16 protein-coding genes are annotated in these 16,898 nt (G+C 70.1%); 10 read left to right on the top strand and 6 right to left on the bottom strand.

The window, feature by feature from the left end; genetic code table 11:
• Window position 1 precedes the first annotated feature (1 nt).
• The 7 genes from nadC to OHA17_RS17440 all read left to right on the top strand — a co-directional run bounded on the left by nadC (window position 2) and on the right by OHA17_RS17440 (window position 4,336).
• The gene (nadC, locus tag OHA17_RS17470) at window positions 2-1,027 is read left to right on the top strand and encodes a carboxylating nicotinate-nucleotide diphosphorylase (protein ID WP_398877709.1); all 1,026 of its coding nucleotides are present in this window, start codon (window positions 2-4) and stop codon (window positions 1,025-1,027) included.
• Window positions 1,027-1,833: a type III pantothenate kinase gene (locus tag OHA17_RS17465; RefSeq protein ID WP_053729116.1), complete on the top strand. Its 807-nt coding sequence runs from the start codon at window positions 1,027-1,029 to the stop codon at window positions 1,831-1,833. The genes nadC and OHA17_RS17465 overlap by 1 nt, the downstream gene beginning before the upstream one ends.
• Window positions 1,834-1,955: 122 nt before the next feature.
• On the top strand, window positions 1,956-2,546 hold the full coding sequence (locus tag OHA17_RS17460; protein WP_406510744.1) for a hypothetical protein: 591 nt from the start codon (window positions 1,956-1,958) through the stop codon (window positions 2,544-2,546).
• Window positions 2,547-2,559: 13 nt separating this feature from the next.
• Window positions 2,560-2,733 carry a hypothetical protein gene (locus OHA17_RS17455; RefSeq protein ID WP_199827068.1) on the top strand — a complete coding sequence of 58 codons (174 nt, stop codon included), beginning with the start codon at window positions 2,560-2,562 and terminating at the stop codon, window positions 2,731-2,733.
• A 124-nt stretch (window positions 2,734-2,857) separates the two neighbouring features.
• A complete protein-coding gene (locus OHA17_RS17450) occupies window positions 2,858-3,301 on the top strand; it encodes a BlaI/MecI/CopY family transcriptional regulator (RefSeq protein ID WP_344372754.1) in 444 nt (147 codons plus the stop codon).
• A gap of 9 nt (window positions 3,302-3,310) precedes the next feature.
• Window positions 3,311-3,841, top strand: coding sequence for an amino-acid N-acetyltransferase (locus tag OHA17_RS17445; protein WP_053729113.1), 531 nt, complete (start codon window positions 3,311-3,313; stop codon window positions 3,839-3,841).
• 153 nt (window positions 3,842-3,994) lie between these two features.
• Complete coding sequence (locus tag OHA17_RS17440) at window positions 3,995-4,336, top strand: Lsr2 family protein (protein WP_053729112.1); 342 nt, start codon at window positions 3,995-3,997, stop codon at window positions 4,334-4,336.
• Here the strand turns inward: OHA17_RS17440 and OHA17_RS17435 are convergent.
• Window positions 4,315-4,947 carry an SCO3374 family protein gene (locus OHA17_RS17435; protein ID WP_398877711.1) on the bottom strand — a complete coding sequence of 211 codons (633 nt, stop codon included), beginning with the start codon at window positions 4,945-4,947 and terminating at the stop codon, window positions 4,315-4,317. The genes OHA17_RS17440 and OHA17_RS17435 overlap by 22 nt on opposite strands.
• A gap of 430 nt (window positions 4,948-5,377) precedes the next feature.
• Between OHA17_RS17435 and OHA17_RS17430 the strand changes: the two genes are divergently transcribed.
• Entirely contained in the window at window positions 5,378-7,906 is a 2,529-nt protein-coding gene (locus OHA17_RS17430; RefSeq protein WP_406507384.1) for an ATP-dependent Clp protease ATP-binding subunit, read from the top strand.
• Between the two features lie 138 nt (window positions 7,907-8,044).
• Here the strand turns inward: OHA17_RS17430 and OHA17_RS17425 are convergent, their stop codons facing one another.
• Together OHA17_RS17425 and OHA17_RS17420 are read right to left on the bottom strand one after the other, a co-directional pair.
• Window positions 8,045-11,278, bottom strand: coding sequence for an NACHT domain-containing protein (locus OHA17_RS17425; RefSeq protein WP_406507383.1), 3,234 nt, complete (start codon window positions 11,276-11,278; stop codon window positions 8,045-8,047).
• A complete protein-coding gene (locus OHA17_RS17420) occupies window positions 11,275-11,661 on the bottom strand; it encodes a trypco2 family protein (RefSeq protein ID WP_406507382.1) in 387 nt (128 codons plus the stop codon). Before OHA17_RS17420 ends, OHA17_RS17425 begins: the two co-directional genes overlap by 4 nt.
• Window positions 11,662-12,159: 498 nt before the next feature.
• Here OHA17_RS17420 and OHA17_RS17415 point away from each other — a divergent pair, with 498 nt between their 5' ends.
• Window positions 12,160-12,810 (top strand): M23 family metallopeptidase, encoded by a 651-nt coding sequence (locus tag OHA17_RS17415; RefSeq protein WP_406507381.1) that lies wholly within the window; start codon window positions 12,160-12,162, stop codon window positions 12,808-12,810.
• A gap of 4 nt (window positions 12,811-12,814) precedes the next feature.
• Here the strand turns inward: OHA17_RS17415 and OHA17_RS17410 are convergent, their stop codons facing one another.
• Window positions 12,815-13,378, bottom strand: a complete 564-nt coding sequence (locus OHA17_RS17410) for a TetR/AcrR family transcriptional regulator (RefSeq protein WP_398877717.1) — start codon at window positions 13,376-13,378, stop codon at window positions 12,815-12,817.
• A 172-nt stretch (window positions 13,379-13,550) separates the two neighbouring features.
• On the opposite strand from OHA17_RS17410, the gene OHA17_RS17405 reads away from it, so the two are divergent.
• The gene (locus OHA17_RS17405) at window positions 13,551-15,155 is read left to right on the top strand and encodes an MDR family MFS transporter (protein ID WP_053729106.1); all 1,605 of its coding nucleotides are present in this window, start codon (window positions 13,551-13,553) and stop codon (window positions 15,153-15,155) included.
• A 91-nt stretch (window positions 15,156-15,246) separates the two neighbouring features.
• Here the strand turns inward: OHA17_RS17405 and OHA17_RS17400 are convergent, their stop codons facing one another.
• Window positions 15,247-15,450, bottom strand: a complete 204-nt coding sequence (locus OHA17_RS17400; protein ID WP_406507380.1) for a hypothetical protein — start codon at window positions 15,448-15,450, stop codon at window positions 15,247-15,249.
• 92 nt (window positions 15,451-15,542) lie between these two features.
• On the bottom strand, window positions 15,543-16,874 hold the full coding sequence (cseC, locus tag OHA17_RS17395) for a two-component system sensor histidine kinase CseC (protein ID WP_406507379.1): 1,332 nt from the start codon (window positions 16,872-16,874) through the stop codon (window positions 15,543-15,545).
• Window positions 16,875-16,898 lie beyond the last annotated feature (24 nt).

The following is a 16,898-nucleotide window of genomic DNA, read 5'->3' as shown; positions in this document are numbered from 1 at the left end:
CGTGAGCACGCCCGAGGAACTCCGTCCCCAGCCGGTGGACGTCCCCCTGATCCAGATCGGTGCGCCCGCCCAGGGCGGCGGCTGCGGCGACGACTGCGGCTGCGGCGGCGAGGAGGAGGTGTACGAGTGCGGCCTCGACCCCGCGCTCGCGGCCCTGCTCGCCGAGTCGGGCCTGGACCCCGTCCAGGTCGAGGACATCGCGCACCTCGCCATCGAGGAGGACCTGGACGGCGGCGTGGACGTCACGTCGGCGGCCACCGTCCCCCAGGACGCCGTCGCCACCGGCGACTTCACGGCTCGCGAGGCCGGCACGGTCGCGGGCCTGCGCGTCGCCGAGGCGATCCTGTCCATCGTCTGCACCGAGGAGTTCGAGGTCGAGCGGCACGTCGCGGACGGCGACCGCGTCGAGGCAGGCCAGAAGCTGATCAGCGTCACGACCCGCACCCGCGACCTGCTGACCGGCGAGCGCAGCGCGCTCAACCTGCTGTGCCGCCTGTCCGGCATCGCGACGGCCACCCGCGCCTGGGCGGACGCCCTCGAAGGCACCGCCGCCAAGGTCCGCGACACCCGCAAGACCACCCCGGGCCTGCGCGCCCTGGAGAAGTACGCGGTCCGCTGCGGCGGCGGCGTCAACCACCGCATGTCCCTGTCGGACGCGGCGCTCGTCAAGGACAACCACGTGGTCGCGGCCGGCGGCGTCGCCGAGGCCTTCAAGGCCGTACGCGACCGCTTCCCGGACCTGGCCATCGAGGTCGAGGTCGACACCCTGCCCCAGGTCACCGAAGTCCTGGACGCGGGGGCCGACCTGATCCTGCTCGACAACTTCACCCCCGAGCAGACGGCCGAGGCGGTCGCCCTGGTCGCGGGCCGCGCGATGCTCGAATCCTCGGGCCGCCTCACCCTGGCGAACGCCGCCGAGTACGCCGCGACCGGCGTCGACTACCTGGCGGTCGGCGCCCTCACCCACTCCTCGCCGATCCTCGACATCGGCCTGGACCTGCGCGAGGCCGGAGAGGGCCGGGCCTGATGCTGCTCACGATCGACGTCGGCAACACCCACACCGTCCTCGGCCTGTTCGACGGCGAGGAGGTCGTCGAGCACTGGCGGATCTCCACCGACGCCCGGCGCACCGCGGACGAGCTGGCCGTGCTGCTCAACGGCCTGATGGGCACCCACCCGATGCTCGGCGCGGAGCTCGGCGACGGCATCGAGGGCATCGCGATCTGCGCGACCGTCCCGTCCGTCCTGCACGAGCTGCGCGAGGTGACCCGCCGCTACTACGGCGACGTCCCCGCGATCCTGGTGGAGCCGGGCATCAAGACGGGCGTGCCGGTCCTGACCGACAACCCGAAGGAGGTCGGCGCCGACCGCATCGTCAACTCGATCGCCGCCGTCGAGCTCTACGGCGGCCCGGCGATCGTCGTCGACTTCGGCACGGGCACGACGTTCGACGCGGTCAGCGCGCGCGGCGAGTACATCGGCGGCGTCATCGCCCCCGGCATCGAGATCTCCGTCGACGCGCTCGGCATCAAGGGCGCCCAGCTCCGCAAGATCGAGGTGGCCCGCCCCCGCTCGGTGATCGGCAAGAACACCGTCGAGGCCATGCAGGCCGGCATCGTGTACGGCTTCGCGGGCCAGGTCGACGGCGTCGTCAAGCGCATGAAGCGCGAACTGGTCGGCCCCGACGGCGACCCGGACGACGTCACCGTCATCGCGACCGGGGGCCTGGCCCCGATGGTGCTCGGCGAGGCCGAGGAGATCGACGAGCACGAGCCGTGGCTGACGCTGATCGGCCTGCGCCTGGTGTACGAACGCAACGTCTCGCGCTCCTGAAGCGGCGGCCGGGCGCGCCGGGACCACCCCGACACGCGCCCGGCATCGGCCTGTTAAGCGGATTTTGTCCTTTCAGGTCGTATCGTCGCCGCATGCCCACGCCCTACGGATCCCGAGGCGGCATGGCGTTCGGCGCGGACGAGCTGCGTGTGCTCCGACGCGCCCTGGCCATCGCCCTGCACCCCACCGCCGTCAAGGACCAGGACATCCAGGACTGTCTGCGCCTGGCCGACTCCGTGGACGAGGCCGTCCGCGAGGCGGACCGGCTGCGCGCCTTCCTCCTGGCCGACCTCGCCCGTTACCGTGACGCGCTGCCCGGCTCGCTGCCCGGCTACACCGAGCTGCTCCAGGACGCCCTGGCGGCCGGCTACGACCCCGGGCCCGACGACCTGGCCGCCCTGCGCGCGCTGCGCTCGGACCCGGTCTGCGCGGCCCTCCTGGAGCGCTGCCGCCGGATCGCGGAACGCTCGGTGCGGGCCCGTCTGGCCGGCCGCGCGGTCACCGCTCCGGCCCAGCGCACCCGGCTCCTGACGCTGGTCGACGGAGGCGCCGGGGACAAGGGCAAGGACAAGTCCGCCGAGCCGCGCCCCGCCACCCCGGCCCGCCCGGCCCCCGCGCACCCCGCGCCGGACCGCCCCGTACCGAAGCCCTCCGAGGTCTTCCCGCCGCGCCGCCGACCCGTGCCCCCGCCAGAGGAGCGCAGGGCGGGCTAGCTACTCTGTCGGTATGGACTACGTTTCCGCGCTTCTGCCCCCCGTGGTGATGGCCATCTTCTTCATCGCGCTCGTCGTGACGATCGTGAAGAGCCAGGGTGGTCCCAACAAGGGCAAGGAGGACGCGGCCGTGGACAGCGCGCTCGCCCGCGCCGAGGCCGCCCGGCAGAAGCCCGCCTCGTCCTGACCTCACCGTCCGGACGGGCACACACAGCGGGGGCGCACGGGGTATTTCCCCACGTGCGCCCTTTTTGCTGCGCGCTAACTGCAAATAACCAGCCATTCGCGACATCTCCCACTATGGTGCAGATGTGCCCCGTCAATTGGGAGAGCTGGAAGACGCCGTCATGACCCGCGTCTGGCAGTGGAACCGTCCGGTGACCGTCCGGGAAGTCCTCGAAGACCTTCAGCAGGAACGGTCCATCGCGTACACCACGGTCATGACCGTAATGGACAATCTCCATCAGAAGGGCTGGGTCCGCCGGGAAGTCGACGGGCGGGCCTATCGATATACGGCGGTCTCCACCCGCGCCGCGTACGCCGCGGCCCTGATGAACGAAGCCTGGTCCCAGAGCGACAACCGGGCGGCCGCACTCGTCGCCTTCTTCGGCATGATGTCCCCCGAGGAGCGCGAAGCGCTGCGCGATGCCGTGCGCATGGTGCAGGAGCCGGAACCCGAACGGGACCGCGAAGCCGAACACGGATCCGAAGAGTCCCAAGAGGGCGATGCGCCCGGCGACAGTGCGGGGCGATAGCGTCCAGGCATGTCTTATCCCGCCGCAAATGCGGTCACCGTCCGCCGGGCCAGGACCGGCGATGTACCGTCCGTGCGAAGCCTTCTCGATGCGTACGTCGGCGACGGGATCCTGCTCGACAAAGCAACGGTCACCCTTTACGAGTCCATCCAGGAGTTCTGGGTGGCGGAACGCGACTCGGACGCGCGGGTGGTGGGGTGCGGGGCGCTGCACGTGATGTGGGAAGACCTCGCCGAAGTGCGCACTCTTGCCGTGGACCCCGAGTTCCACGGCTCCGGGATCGGACATCTCGTACTCGGCAAGCTGCTCCAGACCGCGCGCTGGCTCGGAGTGCGCCGGGTTTTCTGTCTTACCTTCGAGGTCGCCTTCTTCACGAAGCACGGGTTCACGGAGATCGGGGAGACTCCGGTCGATACCGTCGACACAGATGTCTACAGCGAGCTGCTGCGCTCCTATGACGAGGGCGTCGCCGAGTTCCTCGGTCTCGAACGAGTGAAGCCGAACACCTTGGGCAACACCCGGATGCTTCTGCACCTGTGATCGGGGAAGCGGCAGGAAGCTGTCAGAACCCTATGTCCGAATCGCGTACGTTTCCCGCAGAGCAAGGATCCTGAACCTCTCCTGGGGGTTTGTGTTTTCCAGGCAAAAGCGGTTTCCTTTCCGCGTACTGCATTTTCGATGAAAGGAAATCCGGTGGCACAGAAGGTTCAGGTCCTTCTTGTCGATGACCTCGACGGTGGCGAGGCTGACGAGACCGTGACGTTCGCTCTTGACGGGAAGAGCTTCGAGATCGACCTCACCACCGCCAACGCGGACAAGCTCCGGGGTCTCCTTGAGCCGTACGTGAAGAGCGGCCGGCGCACCGGTGGCCGCGCGGCGGGCGGTCGCGGCAAGGCCCGTGGCGCGCTGCTCGGTACCGGCAACCAGAACACTGCCGAGATCCGCAAGTGGGCCAAGGAGCAGGGTTACAACGTGAACGACCGCGGACGCGTCCCGGCCGAAATCCGTGAGGCCTACGAGAAGCAGAACGGCTGAGTTCCCGCGTTCCCCGCACCACCTGGGGATTTCGTGTGAAACAACCGGGCCCGGTGGCATTCCGTCGCCGCCGCTGCCACCAGCCTCACGAGGCTGAGGCACGCGGCGCGACCGCCCGGCAGGGTCCCCGGACCCTGGGAAGCACCCTTTTCACCGGCACCACCGCACTGAGTGAATCCGGTGAATGAGGGCAGCCGCGCTTCCACCTCGCACCCGGGCTCGGGGGGCCGCAGCCAGACGGCGGCCCCCCGCGAGCCGGCCCATCCCGGCGGCACGGGTGCGGTGATCCGGCCTCCGGCGCCGACGGCCGTCAGATCGAGGCCGACGCCGCCCCACTCCAGCCAGTCGAGCAGCCCCGGCAGCTCGTCCGCGCTTCCGGCCGCCACGAGCAGCCGCATCCGGCACCCCACCAGGGCGACCGGTCCCGTCCGCTCGTGCCGCTTCAGCAGGGCGAATCCGGCGGTCGCCGGGAGTTCCAGGACGTCGAAGCGCAGTCCGGTGAGCAGCTGGACGGGGGGACCCGGCGAAACGGCCCAGCCGAGCTCGCGTTCGTACCACTGCGCGAGCGGGCCATCCAGGGGGGCGCGGGGTGCCGGCACGGTGAAGGCCATGCCCGGAGCAACTGGAGAAACGTCGCTGGGTTACGCTGAGTTTCCGGACGGCTGCGCTCCGTTGTGGAAAGTGTGGCGCTTGGGGGCGTGAGCGGGCGCAAGGTTGTTCGCCCGTAGCTTACGGAACCGGGGTGCGCCGCATGGAGTGTCAGTCCGGACGGGTAAGACATTCCTAGTGGGGAGGGGCGACACGCTCGTCAGGCGGTCTCACGTTCGCCATCGGCGTACTGGAGACAGGGGTATCTGCCTGGCCTGCGGGAACATCGTCTCGCACCATCGGGTTGGAGCAGTTGTCGGCTGTTCGGGCCGGGAGGCAATGAACGGGTGTCGGCAGTTGGAATGAGCTGTCCCGCCCTGCGGGACTAGCATGCGGAAGGACAGGGAGGGGACCGCCCCCTTACTGCCCGACCGCTCTGAGGAGCGATTAACGATGTTCGAGAGGTTCACCGACCGCGCGCGGCGGGTTGTCGTCCTGGCTCAGGAAGAAGCCCGGATGCTCAACCACAACTACATCGGCACCGAGCACATCCTCCTGGGCCTGATCCACGAGGGTGAGGGTGTCGCCGCTAAGGCCCTGGAGAGCCTCGGGATTTCGCTCGAGGCGGTCCGCCAGCAGGTGGAGGAGATCATCGGCCAGGGCCAGCAGGCCCCGTCCGGGCACATCCCCTTCACGCCCCGTGCCAAGAAGGTCCTGGAGCTGTCGCTCCGCGAGGCCCTCCAGCTCGGCCACAACTACATCGGCACCGAGCACATCCTGCTCGGCCTGATCCGCGAGGGCGAGGGCGTCGCCGCCCAGGTCCTCGTGAAGCTGGGCGCCGATCTCAACCGGGTGCGGCAGCAGGTCATCCAGCTGCTCTCCGGCTACCAGGGCAAGGAAGCCGCCACCGCCGGCGGCCCTGCGGAGGGCACTCCCTCCACGTCCCTGGTGCTCGACCAGTTCGGCCGCAACCTGACGCAGGCCGCTCGCGAATCCAAGCTCGACCCGGTCATCGGGCGCGAGAAGGAGATCGAGCGCGTCATGCAGGTCCTGTCGCGCCGTACCAAGAACAACCCGGTGCTCATCGGCGAGCCCGGCGTCGGCAAGACCGCCGTCGTCGAGGGCCTGGCCCAGGCGATCGTCAAGGGCGAGGTGCCCGAGACGCTCAAGGACAAGCACCTGTACACGCTGGACCTCGGCGCCCTGGTCGCCGGATCCCGCTACCGCGGTGACTTCGAGGAGCGCCTGAAGAAGGTCCTCAAGGAGATCCGCACCCGCGGCGACATCATCCTGTTCATCGACGAGCTCCACACCCTGGTGGGTGCGGGTGCCGCCGAGGGCGCGATCGACGCGGCGAGCATCCTCAAGCCGATGCTGGCCCGCGGTGAGCTCCAGACCATCGGTGCCACCACCCTCGACGAGTACCGCAAGCACCTGGAGAAGGACGCGGCCCTTGAGCGCCGCTTCCAGCCGATCCAGGTCGCCGAGCCGTCGCTGCCGCACACCATCGAGATCCTCAAGGGTCTGCGCGACCGCTACGAGGCCCACCACCGCGTCTCGATCACGGACGAGGCCCTCGTCCAGGCCGCGACGCTGGCCGACCGGTACATCTCGGACCGCTTCCTGCCGGACAAGGCGATCGACCTGATCGACGAGGCCGGTTCCCGGATGCGCATCCGCCGGATGACCGCGCCGCCGGACCTCCGCGAGTTCGACGAGAAGATCGCGGGCGTGCGCCGCGACAAGGAGTCGGCGATCGACTCCCAGGACTTCGAGAAGGCGGCCTCTCTCCGCGACAAGGAGAAGCAGCTGCTCGCCGCGAAGGCCAAGCGCGAGAAGGAGTGGAAGGCCGGCGACATGGACGTCGTCGCCGAGGTCGACGGCGAGCTGATCGCCGAGGTCCTGGCCACGGCCACGGGCATCCCGGTCTTCAAGCTCACCGAGGAGGAGTCCTCGCGGCTGCTCCGTATGGAAGACGAGCTGCACAAGCGCGTCATCGGCCAGAAGGACGCCATCAAGGCGCTCTCGCAGGCCATCCGGCGTACCCGTGCCGGCCTGAAGGACCCGAAGCGCCCCGGCGGTTCGTTCATCTTCGCGGGCCCGTCCGGTGTCGGTAAGACCGAGCTGTCCAAGACGCTCGCCGAATTCCTCTTCGGCGACGAGGACGCACTGATCTCCCTCGACATGTCGGAGTTCAGCGAGAAGCACACGGTTTCCCGCCTCTTCGGTTCGCCCCCCGGTTACGTGGGTTACGAAGAGGGCGGCCAGCTCACCGAGAAGGTGCGCCGCAAGCCGTTCTCCGTCGTCCTCTTCGACGAGGTCGAGAAGGCCCACCCCGATATCTTCAATTCCCTGCTCCAGATTCTGGAAGACGGTCGCCTGACCGACTCCCAGGGCCGGGTCGTGGACTTCAAGAACACGGTCATCATCATGACGACCAACCTCGGGACCCGGGACATCTCCAAGGGCTTCAACCTGGGCTTCGCCGCCCAGGGCGACGTCAAGACCGGCTACGAGCGCATGAAGGCCAAGGTCAACGAGGAGCTGAAGCAGCACTTCCGCCCCGAGTTCCTCAACCGTGTCGACGACACGGTGGTCTTCCACCAGCTCACCGAGGAAGACATCATCCAGATTGTCGACCTCATGATCGCCAAGGTGGACGAGCGCCTCAAGGACCGCGACATGGGCATCGAGCTCAATGCCGAGGCCAAGTCGCTGCTCGCCAAGAAGGGCTACGACCCGATCATGGGCGCCCGGCCGCTGCGCCGGACGATCCAGCGGGAGATCGAGGACATCCTCTCCGAGAAGATCCTCTTCGGTGAGCTGCGCCCCGGTCACATCGTGGTCATCGGCACCGAGGGCGAGGGTGAGGAGAAGAAGTTCACCTTCCGCGGCGAGGAGAAGTCGGCCCTGCCCGACGTCCCGCCGATCGAGGACGCGGCCGCGGGCGGCGCGGGTCCGAACCTGAGCAAGGAGGCGTAGTCCTCTCCGGAGGCCTTGCCTGAAGGGGCTGCCCCGGCTCGTACGTGACGAACGTACGAACCGGGGCAGCCCCTTTTTCGTACTGCTGCGCAAGCGCCTTCGTGCCGTTACGGGAAGCGCCCCAACTCCCTTGACTACTCAGGTGAGTTCGGGTGGTGGCGGACCGCCGTTGACGGTGACCGTCAGGCCGGGGCGGCGCAGCAGGGCGGCCGGGTTCCAGGAGCCGGCCTGGACGATGCCCACCGCGAGGTCCACCGTCGTCAGCGCGGGGAACACCGTGAGGACCGCGCCGAGGTCGCCGTCGGAGTTGGCGAGCCACAGGTCGAGGTGGCGGACGCTGGGCAGCGGCGCCACCCCGGCGAGGGCCGCCACCGAGCTGAGCGCGACCCCGAGCCGGGTGATGCCGGGCCGCCCGCGTACGTACGCCAGGAGCCGCCGGGTGGTGGCCGAGGAGGAGGGGGCGAGCTCCAGGTAGCTGAGGGCGGGCCAGCGGCTCAGGGCGTCGAAGCCGGCGACCTGGTCGGCCTCCAGGTGCAGGGTGGTGACGCCGCTCAGGACCGGCAGCTGCGCCAGGTGCAGGTCGGTGCTGCTGCCGAACAGCAGGGTGCGCAGCGCGGGGAGCTCGCCGAGCGGGGCCAGGTCGACCTCCTGGGCGGACACGTCGAGCAGCCCGAGCGAGGTCAGGCCCGGCAGCCGGGCGAGCTGGGAGAGGTCGCGAAGGCCCGAACCCCGCAGCACCTCCAGGTCTTCGAGGCGTTCCGCGCTGTCCCGCAGGAACGCCAGGTCGGTGAGGCTCTCGCAGCCGTTCAGGCGCAGGGCCGCCACCTTCCGGCCGCGCAGCGCGGTGTGCAGCTCGTCCGCGGTGAGGTCGGGCGGCACGGTGATCCACAGCCGGCGGGCGTCGGGGACGTGCGGAAGCTGGGCGAGCTGCCAGCGGGTCTCCACGTGCAGCCGGGCCTCGCGCAGGTCGAGGCGGGCGAGCACCTCGCGGGCGTACCGCTCGGCCGGGTAGCGCGACCACTCGGTGGCGAACAGGTCGACGGCGTCCGGGTGGGCGGCGGACCAGGCGCGGGCGTGCTCGATGGACTCCGCGTTGCCGACCCGGTTGATGAGCCCGACGACGTTCGCCAGTGCTTCGGGGGGCGTCTCGCACGGGGCCGGCAAGTGATCGAGGACGGTCGGGCCGAGGCGGGCCAGGAGCGTGACGGTCTCCAGGTCGCAGGGCGGGAGCAGCGCGCTGATGTGCTCGCGGACCCGGCGGGCGGTCGTCTCGTCCAGGTAGGCGGCGTGCTGGGCGCAGCGGGCCGCGAGCACGTGGATCTTCGCCTTGTCCTGGTGGCTCTGCCGGCGGGAGCCCGCGTCCAGGAGGCCGTTGATGAGGACCGGCCGATCGCGGCGGCCGCAGTGCCCGGCGGCGAGCAGGATCACGTCCTGCCACTGCTGCTCCTCGGAGGCGTGCCGCAGGAGCTCGCCCAGGTGGCCGTCCTCCACGAACTCCTTGGCGGCCAGGAAGTCCTGGAAGGTGCGGTGGGTGAACTGGAAGACGTCGTCGGCGCGTTCCTGGAGCAGCCCGCTGCGGTTGAGCAGATGCCGCAGCACGTCTTCGGGGGTGCCCTGGCCGCGTACGTTCTCCATGCCCGACAGGGCCCGCTTGAGCTGGCGCAGCGCCTGGTCGCGGGAGAACTCCGACTGGCCCTCGCGCACCAGCCACACCGCGATCCGCTGGAGCAGCTCGGTGCACTCGTCCGCGCTGATCTGGATGCCCTCGGGCGCCTCGACCTTGCGCTGCTGGTCCCGGTTGCCGAGCAGCATCCGTAAGGCCGCCTCGTACAGCTTCCAGCGGGTGTCCGGCAGGAAGCCCTGGCGCAGCCGGTGCAGGGCGCAGATCACCGCGCACAGCAGCGGGGTGCGGGCCAGGCCCCGCAGGGTGCTGTTCTGTTTGAACTGTTCGGACAGGTCGCGCTCCAGCTCGTCCAGGTCCTCGTGCGGGCCGCTGTCGAGGCGGGCCGCGCGGTGCCAGGCGGCGATGAACGCGGTGATGTCCTCGTCGTTCATCGGGAGCAGCCTGAGCTCCTCGAAGCCCGCGTACTTGAGCCAGTCCGGCTCGACCGCCATCGGCCGCACCGTCACCACGCAGCGGGTGCGGGGATAGCGGTCCAGGAGGGCGGCGAGCCAGCGGTGCGCCTCCTCGCGGTCCTCCTGGGGAACCTCGTCGAGGCCGTCGACCAGGAGCAGCGCCTGCCCGGTCTTCAGGACGCGCCCGGCCCAGCCCTCGGGCGCCGCGTCCACGACAAGCCGGGCTGCGGTGGGGAGTTGGGCGGGCAGCGGGAAGGTGGCGCCCTGGGCGCGCAGGGTGCGCAGCGGCACCACGAACGGGACGAGCGCGTTGAGGTCCGCGAGCCCCGGGCCGAGCCGGCCGGCCGCCGCGTGCGCCGCGAGCCACCACACCAGGGTGGTCTTCCCGGCGCCCGCCTCGCCGCGGATCAGGACCCGGGGCCGGGAGGCCAGCAGGGTGTCGATGCGCTGCGGCGCGCTGTCCATCAGGGGGCGGCCGGCCTGCGGGGGCTCGGTGGCCTTGGGCCTGGCCTCCAGGCTGAGGTAGGCGGTGTCGAGGTCCCATTCGGAGTCCCGCTTGTTCAGCTCGTCCAGGCCGAAGATCTTCGTCTTGCGGTACGAGGCGCCGATCGCCTCGGCGTACTCGTGCTCGTAGCGCTGGTCCTCCGGGGGGACGCCGGTGACCAGTTCGAGGGTGGTCACGGCGGCGAGCGTGGCGAACGCGGCGCGGAACCCCTCCGAGGCGAAGATTCCCCGCAGCGGCACGCACACCACCCGGCGGTGGCCGCGCCCGCGCGGGATCTCCTTGACCAGGCCGAGCAGGGTGGCCGCCGCGAAGAGCGGCGCTCCGGAAAGACCCGCGAGCGGCGAGCTGCCGTCCGCGCGCTCGGTGGCCGGGGGCCGGTGCAGCTCGCAGACCAGGTCGTCGCGCAGGCTGCCCGCGACCGGCAGGACGGTGCCCACGAACTGGTCGTAGTCGAGGTGGTGGTCCGCGCCGTAGCGCTGGATGTCGGGGAAGCCGATGATCTCGCAGCCGGGCAGCGACTGCGCGGTGTCGACGGTGCCGAGCCGCAGAAGACCGGGCAGCAGCTCCTCGTCGCTGTAGATCAGCGCGGCGTCCAACTCGGCGTCCTGCCACAGGACTTGGGCGGTCACCTCGCCGATCGCGGGATGCGTGAGCCGGACCGGCGGGGCGCCGACCAGGTTGTGCGCACAGGTCAGCACCAGCCACGGGGACACGATGACCCCGCTGCCCTGGTGCCCGTCGGACAGCACGGCCACGACCCGGTCGGCGGTCGTGGGCAGTGACGTACTCACCGCGGCCCGGCCCCGAAGCCGCCGCCGGGCCGGTCGTTGCCGACCTTCCAGGCGGCGCCGTCGGTGGCGGCGTGCGGCTTCAGGGTGAAGGACACCTTGTGCGTACGCCCCGTGCTGCGCCCGGCGTCGGCGCCCGCGTCCACCACCCAGGCCCGGACCTTGAGGCCGCCCTTGACTTCCATGCGCAGTTCGAGCGTGAACTCCATCTGGATGTCGCCGAGTTCGAAGACCAGCGGCTGCCCGGTGGCCCGGGCGGCGGCTTCGGTGAGCTGATCGCGTACGGACTCGATGGCGTCGGCCAGCTCGATCCCGTCGAACGCGTGCGTGCCGTCCTCGTGCGTGCCGTCGTCATGCGCGTCGTCGGTACGTCTGTCGCCGGTCATGGTGCGGCCCCCTCGCCTCGCCCCAATTCTGGCTCCGTGAACGGGAGTTGGGACAGAGGCGTGCGCCTGCGGCACTGGACCTTGGAATATTAGGTTGCTGCCTAATAGCCCTAGCGTCAGCGTCCTGCGGCATGAAGGCCGTAACCGAGCGGGACATCCGCGCATCGTTCATCAGCTGCTCCAAGGGCGAGCCCGCGCGCCCGGCCAGGCTCGCGGGACCTTGGTCCTGAAAGGGACGGGCTTGCGACCCGGTCGCGGTGACAAGGCGCACAGGGGGTTGCGCGCCTACTAGGCGGCTTAGGCGTTGTTGGCCGGGGATTCGCGGTATTCCCGTTCTGATCGTTACGGCTTTCGTTAGTAGATGGGCGGTTTGGGTGGCAATGGGGGTTTGGGTTACCAAGGTGGGGCGACCCGGTGTGCCGTTGTGCGTGCCGGGTCCTCGCACGCCGCCGGCCTCGTTCGGTGGCCGACCCTGTCGCCGTACGGAAGAGCTCCCGCATGCCCCAGCGCACCCCGTCCAAGCCCGCCCGCCCGTCCGCGTTCCGTCTGCGTGCCGCGGCCGTGACCGCCGTCGCCGCGATGGGGGGCGCCGCCCTCCTCGGCACGGGTGTCGCGGTCGCCGACGAGGTGAACGCGGCGCCGCTCGCGACCGCCTCCGCCACCACGAACGCGGTCGCCGAGCAGGCCAAGGCGCAGACGAAGGCCGCCGCGGTGAAGCAGGCCAAGGCCGCCTCCTGGGTGCACCCGGTCGCGCGCTACACGCTGAGCGCGAGCTTCGGCCTGGGCGGTTCGATGTGGGCGAGCAAGCACTCCGGGCAGGACTTCGCGGTGCCGAGCGGCACGCCCATCTCCGCCGCGCACGCCGGAACCGTCGTCAAGGCCGGCCCGGTCGGCGCCGGTGACGGCCCCGCGTACGGCAACGCGATCGTGATCCGGCACGCCGACAACACGTACTCGCAGTACGCCCACCTGTCGAAGATCAACGTACGGATCGGCCAGAGCGTGGCCACCGGCGAGCGGATCGCGCTGTCCGGCAACACCGGCAACTCCAGCGGCCCCCACCTGCACTTCGAGATCCGCAAGACGCCGAACTACGGCTCGGCCGTCAACCCGGTCGCGTTCCTGCGGACGGTGGGCGTGACCGTCTGACCGCCTATGAGCGGGTGTTGTGGTGGGCCTGGACGACCAGGTCGTTGGCGACTTCGAGGATGCTGGTGCGCTTCTCCTCGGGGTCGCCTTCCATGTCTTTGAGGACGAACATCCCGGCGTGCATCGAGAACAGCGCCGTGAAGCACCGGATGCGGTCGGCCATGGCGGAGTCCGGGTCCTTGAGCAGGTCGACCATCGCGTGCATCCGCTCCTTGAACATCTCGCCGATGCTCAGTTCGCGCATGGTCGCCTGGTTCTCCTGCATGAACCGGAACAGCGGCTCGGCCCCGATGAGGGCCTCGCTGTAGCGGCCCAGGATCTCCAGCTTCACGTCCAGCGTCTTCGGCTGCGTGCGGCCCCACTCGATCACCTCGTCCATGGGCCTGGTGAGGTCCTGGAAGAGGCTGATGATGATGTCTTCCTTGGTCTTGAAGTGGTAGTAGAGCGCGGCCTTCGTCACATCGAGCCGCTCGGCGATCTCGCGCAGCGAGGTCTTCTCGTACCCCTGCTCACCGAAGAGCTCCAGGGCAACGTCCTGGATCCGCTGGCGGGTGTTTCCTCTGGCCATGCCGCTCTCCCGAATGCGTACGGCCGCCGTCCCCCGGCGGCCGTGCCGTTTGTCATTTACTTACTTGACGCCCGGCAAGTTGGGGTCTACCTTCCCCAGTGTAGTGGTAACTAGCCGGGCGGCAAGTAAGTGCCTCACCCGGTGGACGGCAGGTTTCAGGGAGTTGGGGACGATGGCTACGGGGATACCGGAAGAAACGGCGGCCGAGGCGGGGGTGACCGACGGGCCACAGCCCCGCAGCGTCCGCGTCGTGCTGCTCGCGCTCATGATCGCGATGCTGCTCGCGATGCTGGACAACATGATCGTGAACACGGCGATGCCGACGATCGTGGGCGAACTCGGCGGGCTTGAGCACCTGTCCTGGGTGGTGACCGCGTACACCCTGGCCACCGCCGCGTCCACGCCGATCTGGGGCAAGCTCGGCGACATGTACGGGCGCAAGGGCGCCTTCCTCACCTCCATAGTGATCTTCCTGATCGGCTCCGCGCTCAGCGGCATGGCGCAGGACATGGCCCAGCTCATCGGCTTCCGCGCGATCCAGGGCCTCGGCGCCGGCGGTCTGATGGTCGGCGTCATGGCGATCATCGGTGACCTGATTCCGCCCCGGGACCGCGGCAAGTACCAGGGCATGATGGCCGGCGTCATGGCGCTCGCGATGATCGGCGGCCCGCTGGTCGGCGGCGCCATCACCGACCACCTCGGCTGGCGCTGGACGTTCTACATCAACATCCCGCTGGGCGCGGTCGCGCTCGCCATGGTCACCGCCGTACTACACCTGCCCAAGAAGCGGGCGCGCGGGCGGATCGACTACCTCGGCACGATCCTGCTGACCGTCGGCATCACCTCGATCGTCCTGGTCACCACGTGGGGCGGCTCGCAGTACTCCTGGGGCTCCGCGATCATCATGGAGCTCATCGCGCTCGGCGTGGCCTCGATCGTCGGCTTCCTCTTCGTCGAGACGAAGGCCGCCGAGCCGATCGTGCCGCTGCACATCTTCCGCAACCGCAACTTCTCGCTGATGTCCGGGATCGGCTTCCTCACCGGCTTCGTGATGTTCGGCGCGATGCTGTTCCTGCCGCTGTATCAGCAGTCCGTGCAGGGCGCCTCGGCCACCAACTCCGGTCTGCTGCTGCTTCCGATGCTGCTCTCGATGATGGTCGTCTCGCTCATCGCGGGCCGGGTCACCACCAACAGCGGCAAGTACAAGATCTTCCCGATCCTGGGCGGCGCGCTGGTCGTGGTCGGCCTGTTCCTGCTCTCCACGATGGACACCACCACGACCCGGCTCATGTCCGGCGTCTACATGGCGGTGCTCGGCGCGGGCATGGGCTTCCTGATGCAGATCACGATGCTGGTCGCGCAGAACAGCGTCGAGATGAAGGACATGGGCGTCGCCTCGTCCTCCACGACCCTCTTCCGTACGCTCGGCTCGTCCTTCGGCGTCTCGATCATGGGCGCGATCTTCACCAACCGGGTGGGCGACGAGATGACGCGCCGCCTCGGCTCGGCGGCCTCCTCGGGCGCGGGCAAGCTGGCCAACGCCCAGCTGGACCAGGCGAGCCTGGCGAAGCTGCCGGCTCCGGTGCGTGAGGCGTACCAGTACGCGGTGTCCTCCGGTACGCACGGGACGTTCCTGGTCGGTTCGATCATCGCGGTGGCCATGTTCGTGGCGGCCCTCTTCGTCAAGGAGGTCCCGCTGCGGGGCTCCGCCCCGGCCCCCGAGCCGGAGAAGTCCGCCCCGGCGGACGCGGCGGCCCTCTCGGAGCCGGTGGCTTAGTACGCCAACCCTGGGGCTCCGCCGTTGGGTTGGCGGGGCTCCGGGGGACCGTTCCGCCCCGGGTGGCCAGCAGGCCCCCGGGGCGGAGGCGTCACCGCGCCGTCTCCATCCGGCGGCGATGGCTCGGTGCCTCCGCTGCCACCGACAGGCCCAGCAGCAGCGCCGCCCCCGCCAGCACCGCCGAGACCGGGGCCCGGCCCGCCAGCGGGACCAGTGCCGCGATCAGCAGTGCCGTCGCCAGGCGGAGGCGTACCACCGGGTCACGTACGCCCGTGAAAGCCGCCCGTACATGCATGGTCAACAGTGTTGCCGTGGTTGGCTGTTGACGCTCCCCATACGAGGATCACGCTTCCCCGTACGCGTACGGACCACGTATACGCGTACCGACTACACCTGCCGCGCGTCCTTCGCCGGCGGCTGGACCGGGAAGCTGCCCGTGTTCGTCGGCGCGTGTTCCGGGAGCCAGAGCACCGCGATCGCGCCGCCCGTGCCCGGCGCGTGGGGCGCGCCCTCGGGGGCCACGTTGCGGAAGGTGAGCCGGGCGCCGAGCACCTTGGCCTGGCCCGCGGCGATCGTCAGGCCCAGGCCGTGCCCGTTGCCCGCCCGGTCGCTGGACCCCGTACGGAACCGGCTCGGCCCCTCGCGAAGCAGCGCCTCGGGGAAGCCGGAGCCATGGTCGCGGACCCGTACGACCCGGCCCTCGACGGTGACCTCCACCGGCCCCTCGCCGTGCTTGGCGGCGTTGCCGAGCAGGTTGCCCAGGATGCGTTCCAGGCGGCGCGGGTCGGTGGAGACCCACGACTCGTGGACGACCCGCACCTTCACCTCGGGGTCGAACACGGCGACCCGCCGGCTCACGAACTCGCCGAGCGCGATGTCCTGCAGCTCGGCCCGCTCGGAGGCGCTGTCGAGCCGGGCCACCTCCAGGACGTCCTCGACCAGCGTGCGCATGGCTTGCGCCCGGTTGCGCACCAGCTCGGTGGGGCGGCCGGGCGGCAGGAGTTCGGCGGCGGTGAGCAGCCCGGTGACCGGGGTGCGCAGCTCGTGCGCGATGTCCGCGGTGACCCGGCGCTCGGCCTCGATGCGCTCCTGCAGCGCGTCGGTGAGCGCGTCCACGGCGCGGGCGAGCTCGTCGGTCTCGTCGCGCACGACACCGCCGATGGCGTCCCGTACCCGTACCTCCGTGTTGCCCTCGGCGACCTTGCCCGCGGCGTCCGCCGCCTTGCGGAGCCTGCGCGAGATCTGGCCGCCGATGAGGATGCCGAGCGCGCAGCCGCCGAAGACGACCGCGACCGAGCCGATGACCAGGGCGCGGTCGAGGTCGGCCATCACGTTGGAGCTGCGGTCGGTGAAGGTGGAGTGCAGCGACAGCACGTCGCCGTTGCCCACGGGCACGGCGGCCCAGATGTCGGGCGGGCCGCTGTCGCGCTCCTGCACGGACGAGACCTTGCGGCCCTGCAGCGCCTTGGACTTCAGCACGGCCGGCAGCGCGGGGTCGTTCAGCTTGGTGCCGAAGCGGACCCGCTTGTTGCTGGTCTCGTAGTAGTTCTGCGCGAAGTTGAGCCGCTCCATCTGCACTTCGCGGGCGTTGTCGAGCATGGAGACGCGGGCCGCGTTGTGCACGACGAGGCTCAGCGCCATCACGGTGAGCGCGCCGACCGCGGTGATCGCGATGCTGATCTTCCAGCGGACGCCGGTCCGCAGGGCCGGCCACCTCATGCGACGTGCTCCTGTTCGGCTTCG

This window comes from Streptomyces sp. NBC_00212 (assembly GCF_045206365.1).
GTDB lineage: Bacteria > Actinomycetota > Actinomycetes > Streptomycetales > Streptomycetaceae > Streptomyces.
This window is presented reverse-complemented; position numbering and strand designations above follow the sequence as displayed.

Coding starts and splice junctions, on each gene's coding strand:
- OHA17_RS17465 (WP_053729116.1), top strand. CDS start 1,027: ATGCTGCTCACGATCGACGTCGGCAACACCCACACCGTCCTCGGCCTG.
- OHA17_RS17460 (WP_406510744.1), top strand. CDS start 1,956: ATGGCGTTCGGCGCGGACGAGCTGCGTGTGCTCCGACGCGCCCTGGCC.
- OHA17_RS17455 (WP_199827068.1), top strand. CDS start 2,560: ATGGACTACGTTTCCGCGCTTCTGCCCCCCGTGGTGATGGCCATCTTC.
- OHA17_RS17445 (WP_053729113.1), top strand. CDS start 3,311: ATGTCTTATCCCGCCGCAAATGCGGTCACCGTCCGCCGGGCCAGGACC.
- OHA17_RS17435 (WP_398877711.1), bottom strand. CDS start 4,947: ATGGCCTTCACCGTGCCGGCACCCCGCGCCCCCCTGGATGGCCCGCTC.
- OHA17_RS17430 (WP_406507384.1), top strand. CDS start 5,378: ATGTTCGAGAGGTTCACCGACCGCGCGCGGCGGGTTGTCGTCCTGGCT.
- OHA17_RS17420 (WP_406507382.1), bottom strand. CDS start 11,661: ATGACCGGCGACAGACGTACCGACGACGCGCATGACGACGGCACGCAC.
- OHA17_RS17415 (WP_406507381.1), top strand. CDS start 12,160: ATGCCCCAGCGCACCCCGTCCAAGCCCGCCCGCCCGTCCGCGTTCCGT.
- OHA17_RS17410 (WP_398877717.1), bottom strand. CDS start 13,378: ATGGCCAGAGGAAACACCCGCCAGCGGATCCAGGACGTTGCCCTGGAG.
- OHA17_RS17405 (WP_053729106.1), top strand. CDS start 13,551: ATGGCTACGGGGATACCGGAAGAAACGGCGGCCGAGGCGGGGGTGACC.
- OHA17_RS17400 (WP_406507380.1), bottom strand. CDS start 15,450: ATGCATGTACGGGCGGCTTTCACGGGCGTACGTGACCCGGTGGTACGC.
- cseC (WP_406507379.1), bottom strand. CDS start 16,874: ATGAGGTGGCCGGCCCTGCGGACCGGCGTCCGCTGGAAGATCAGCATC.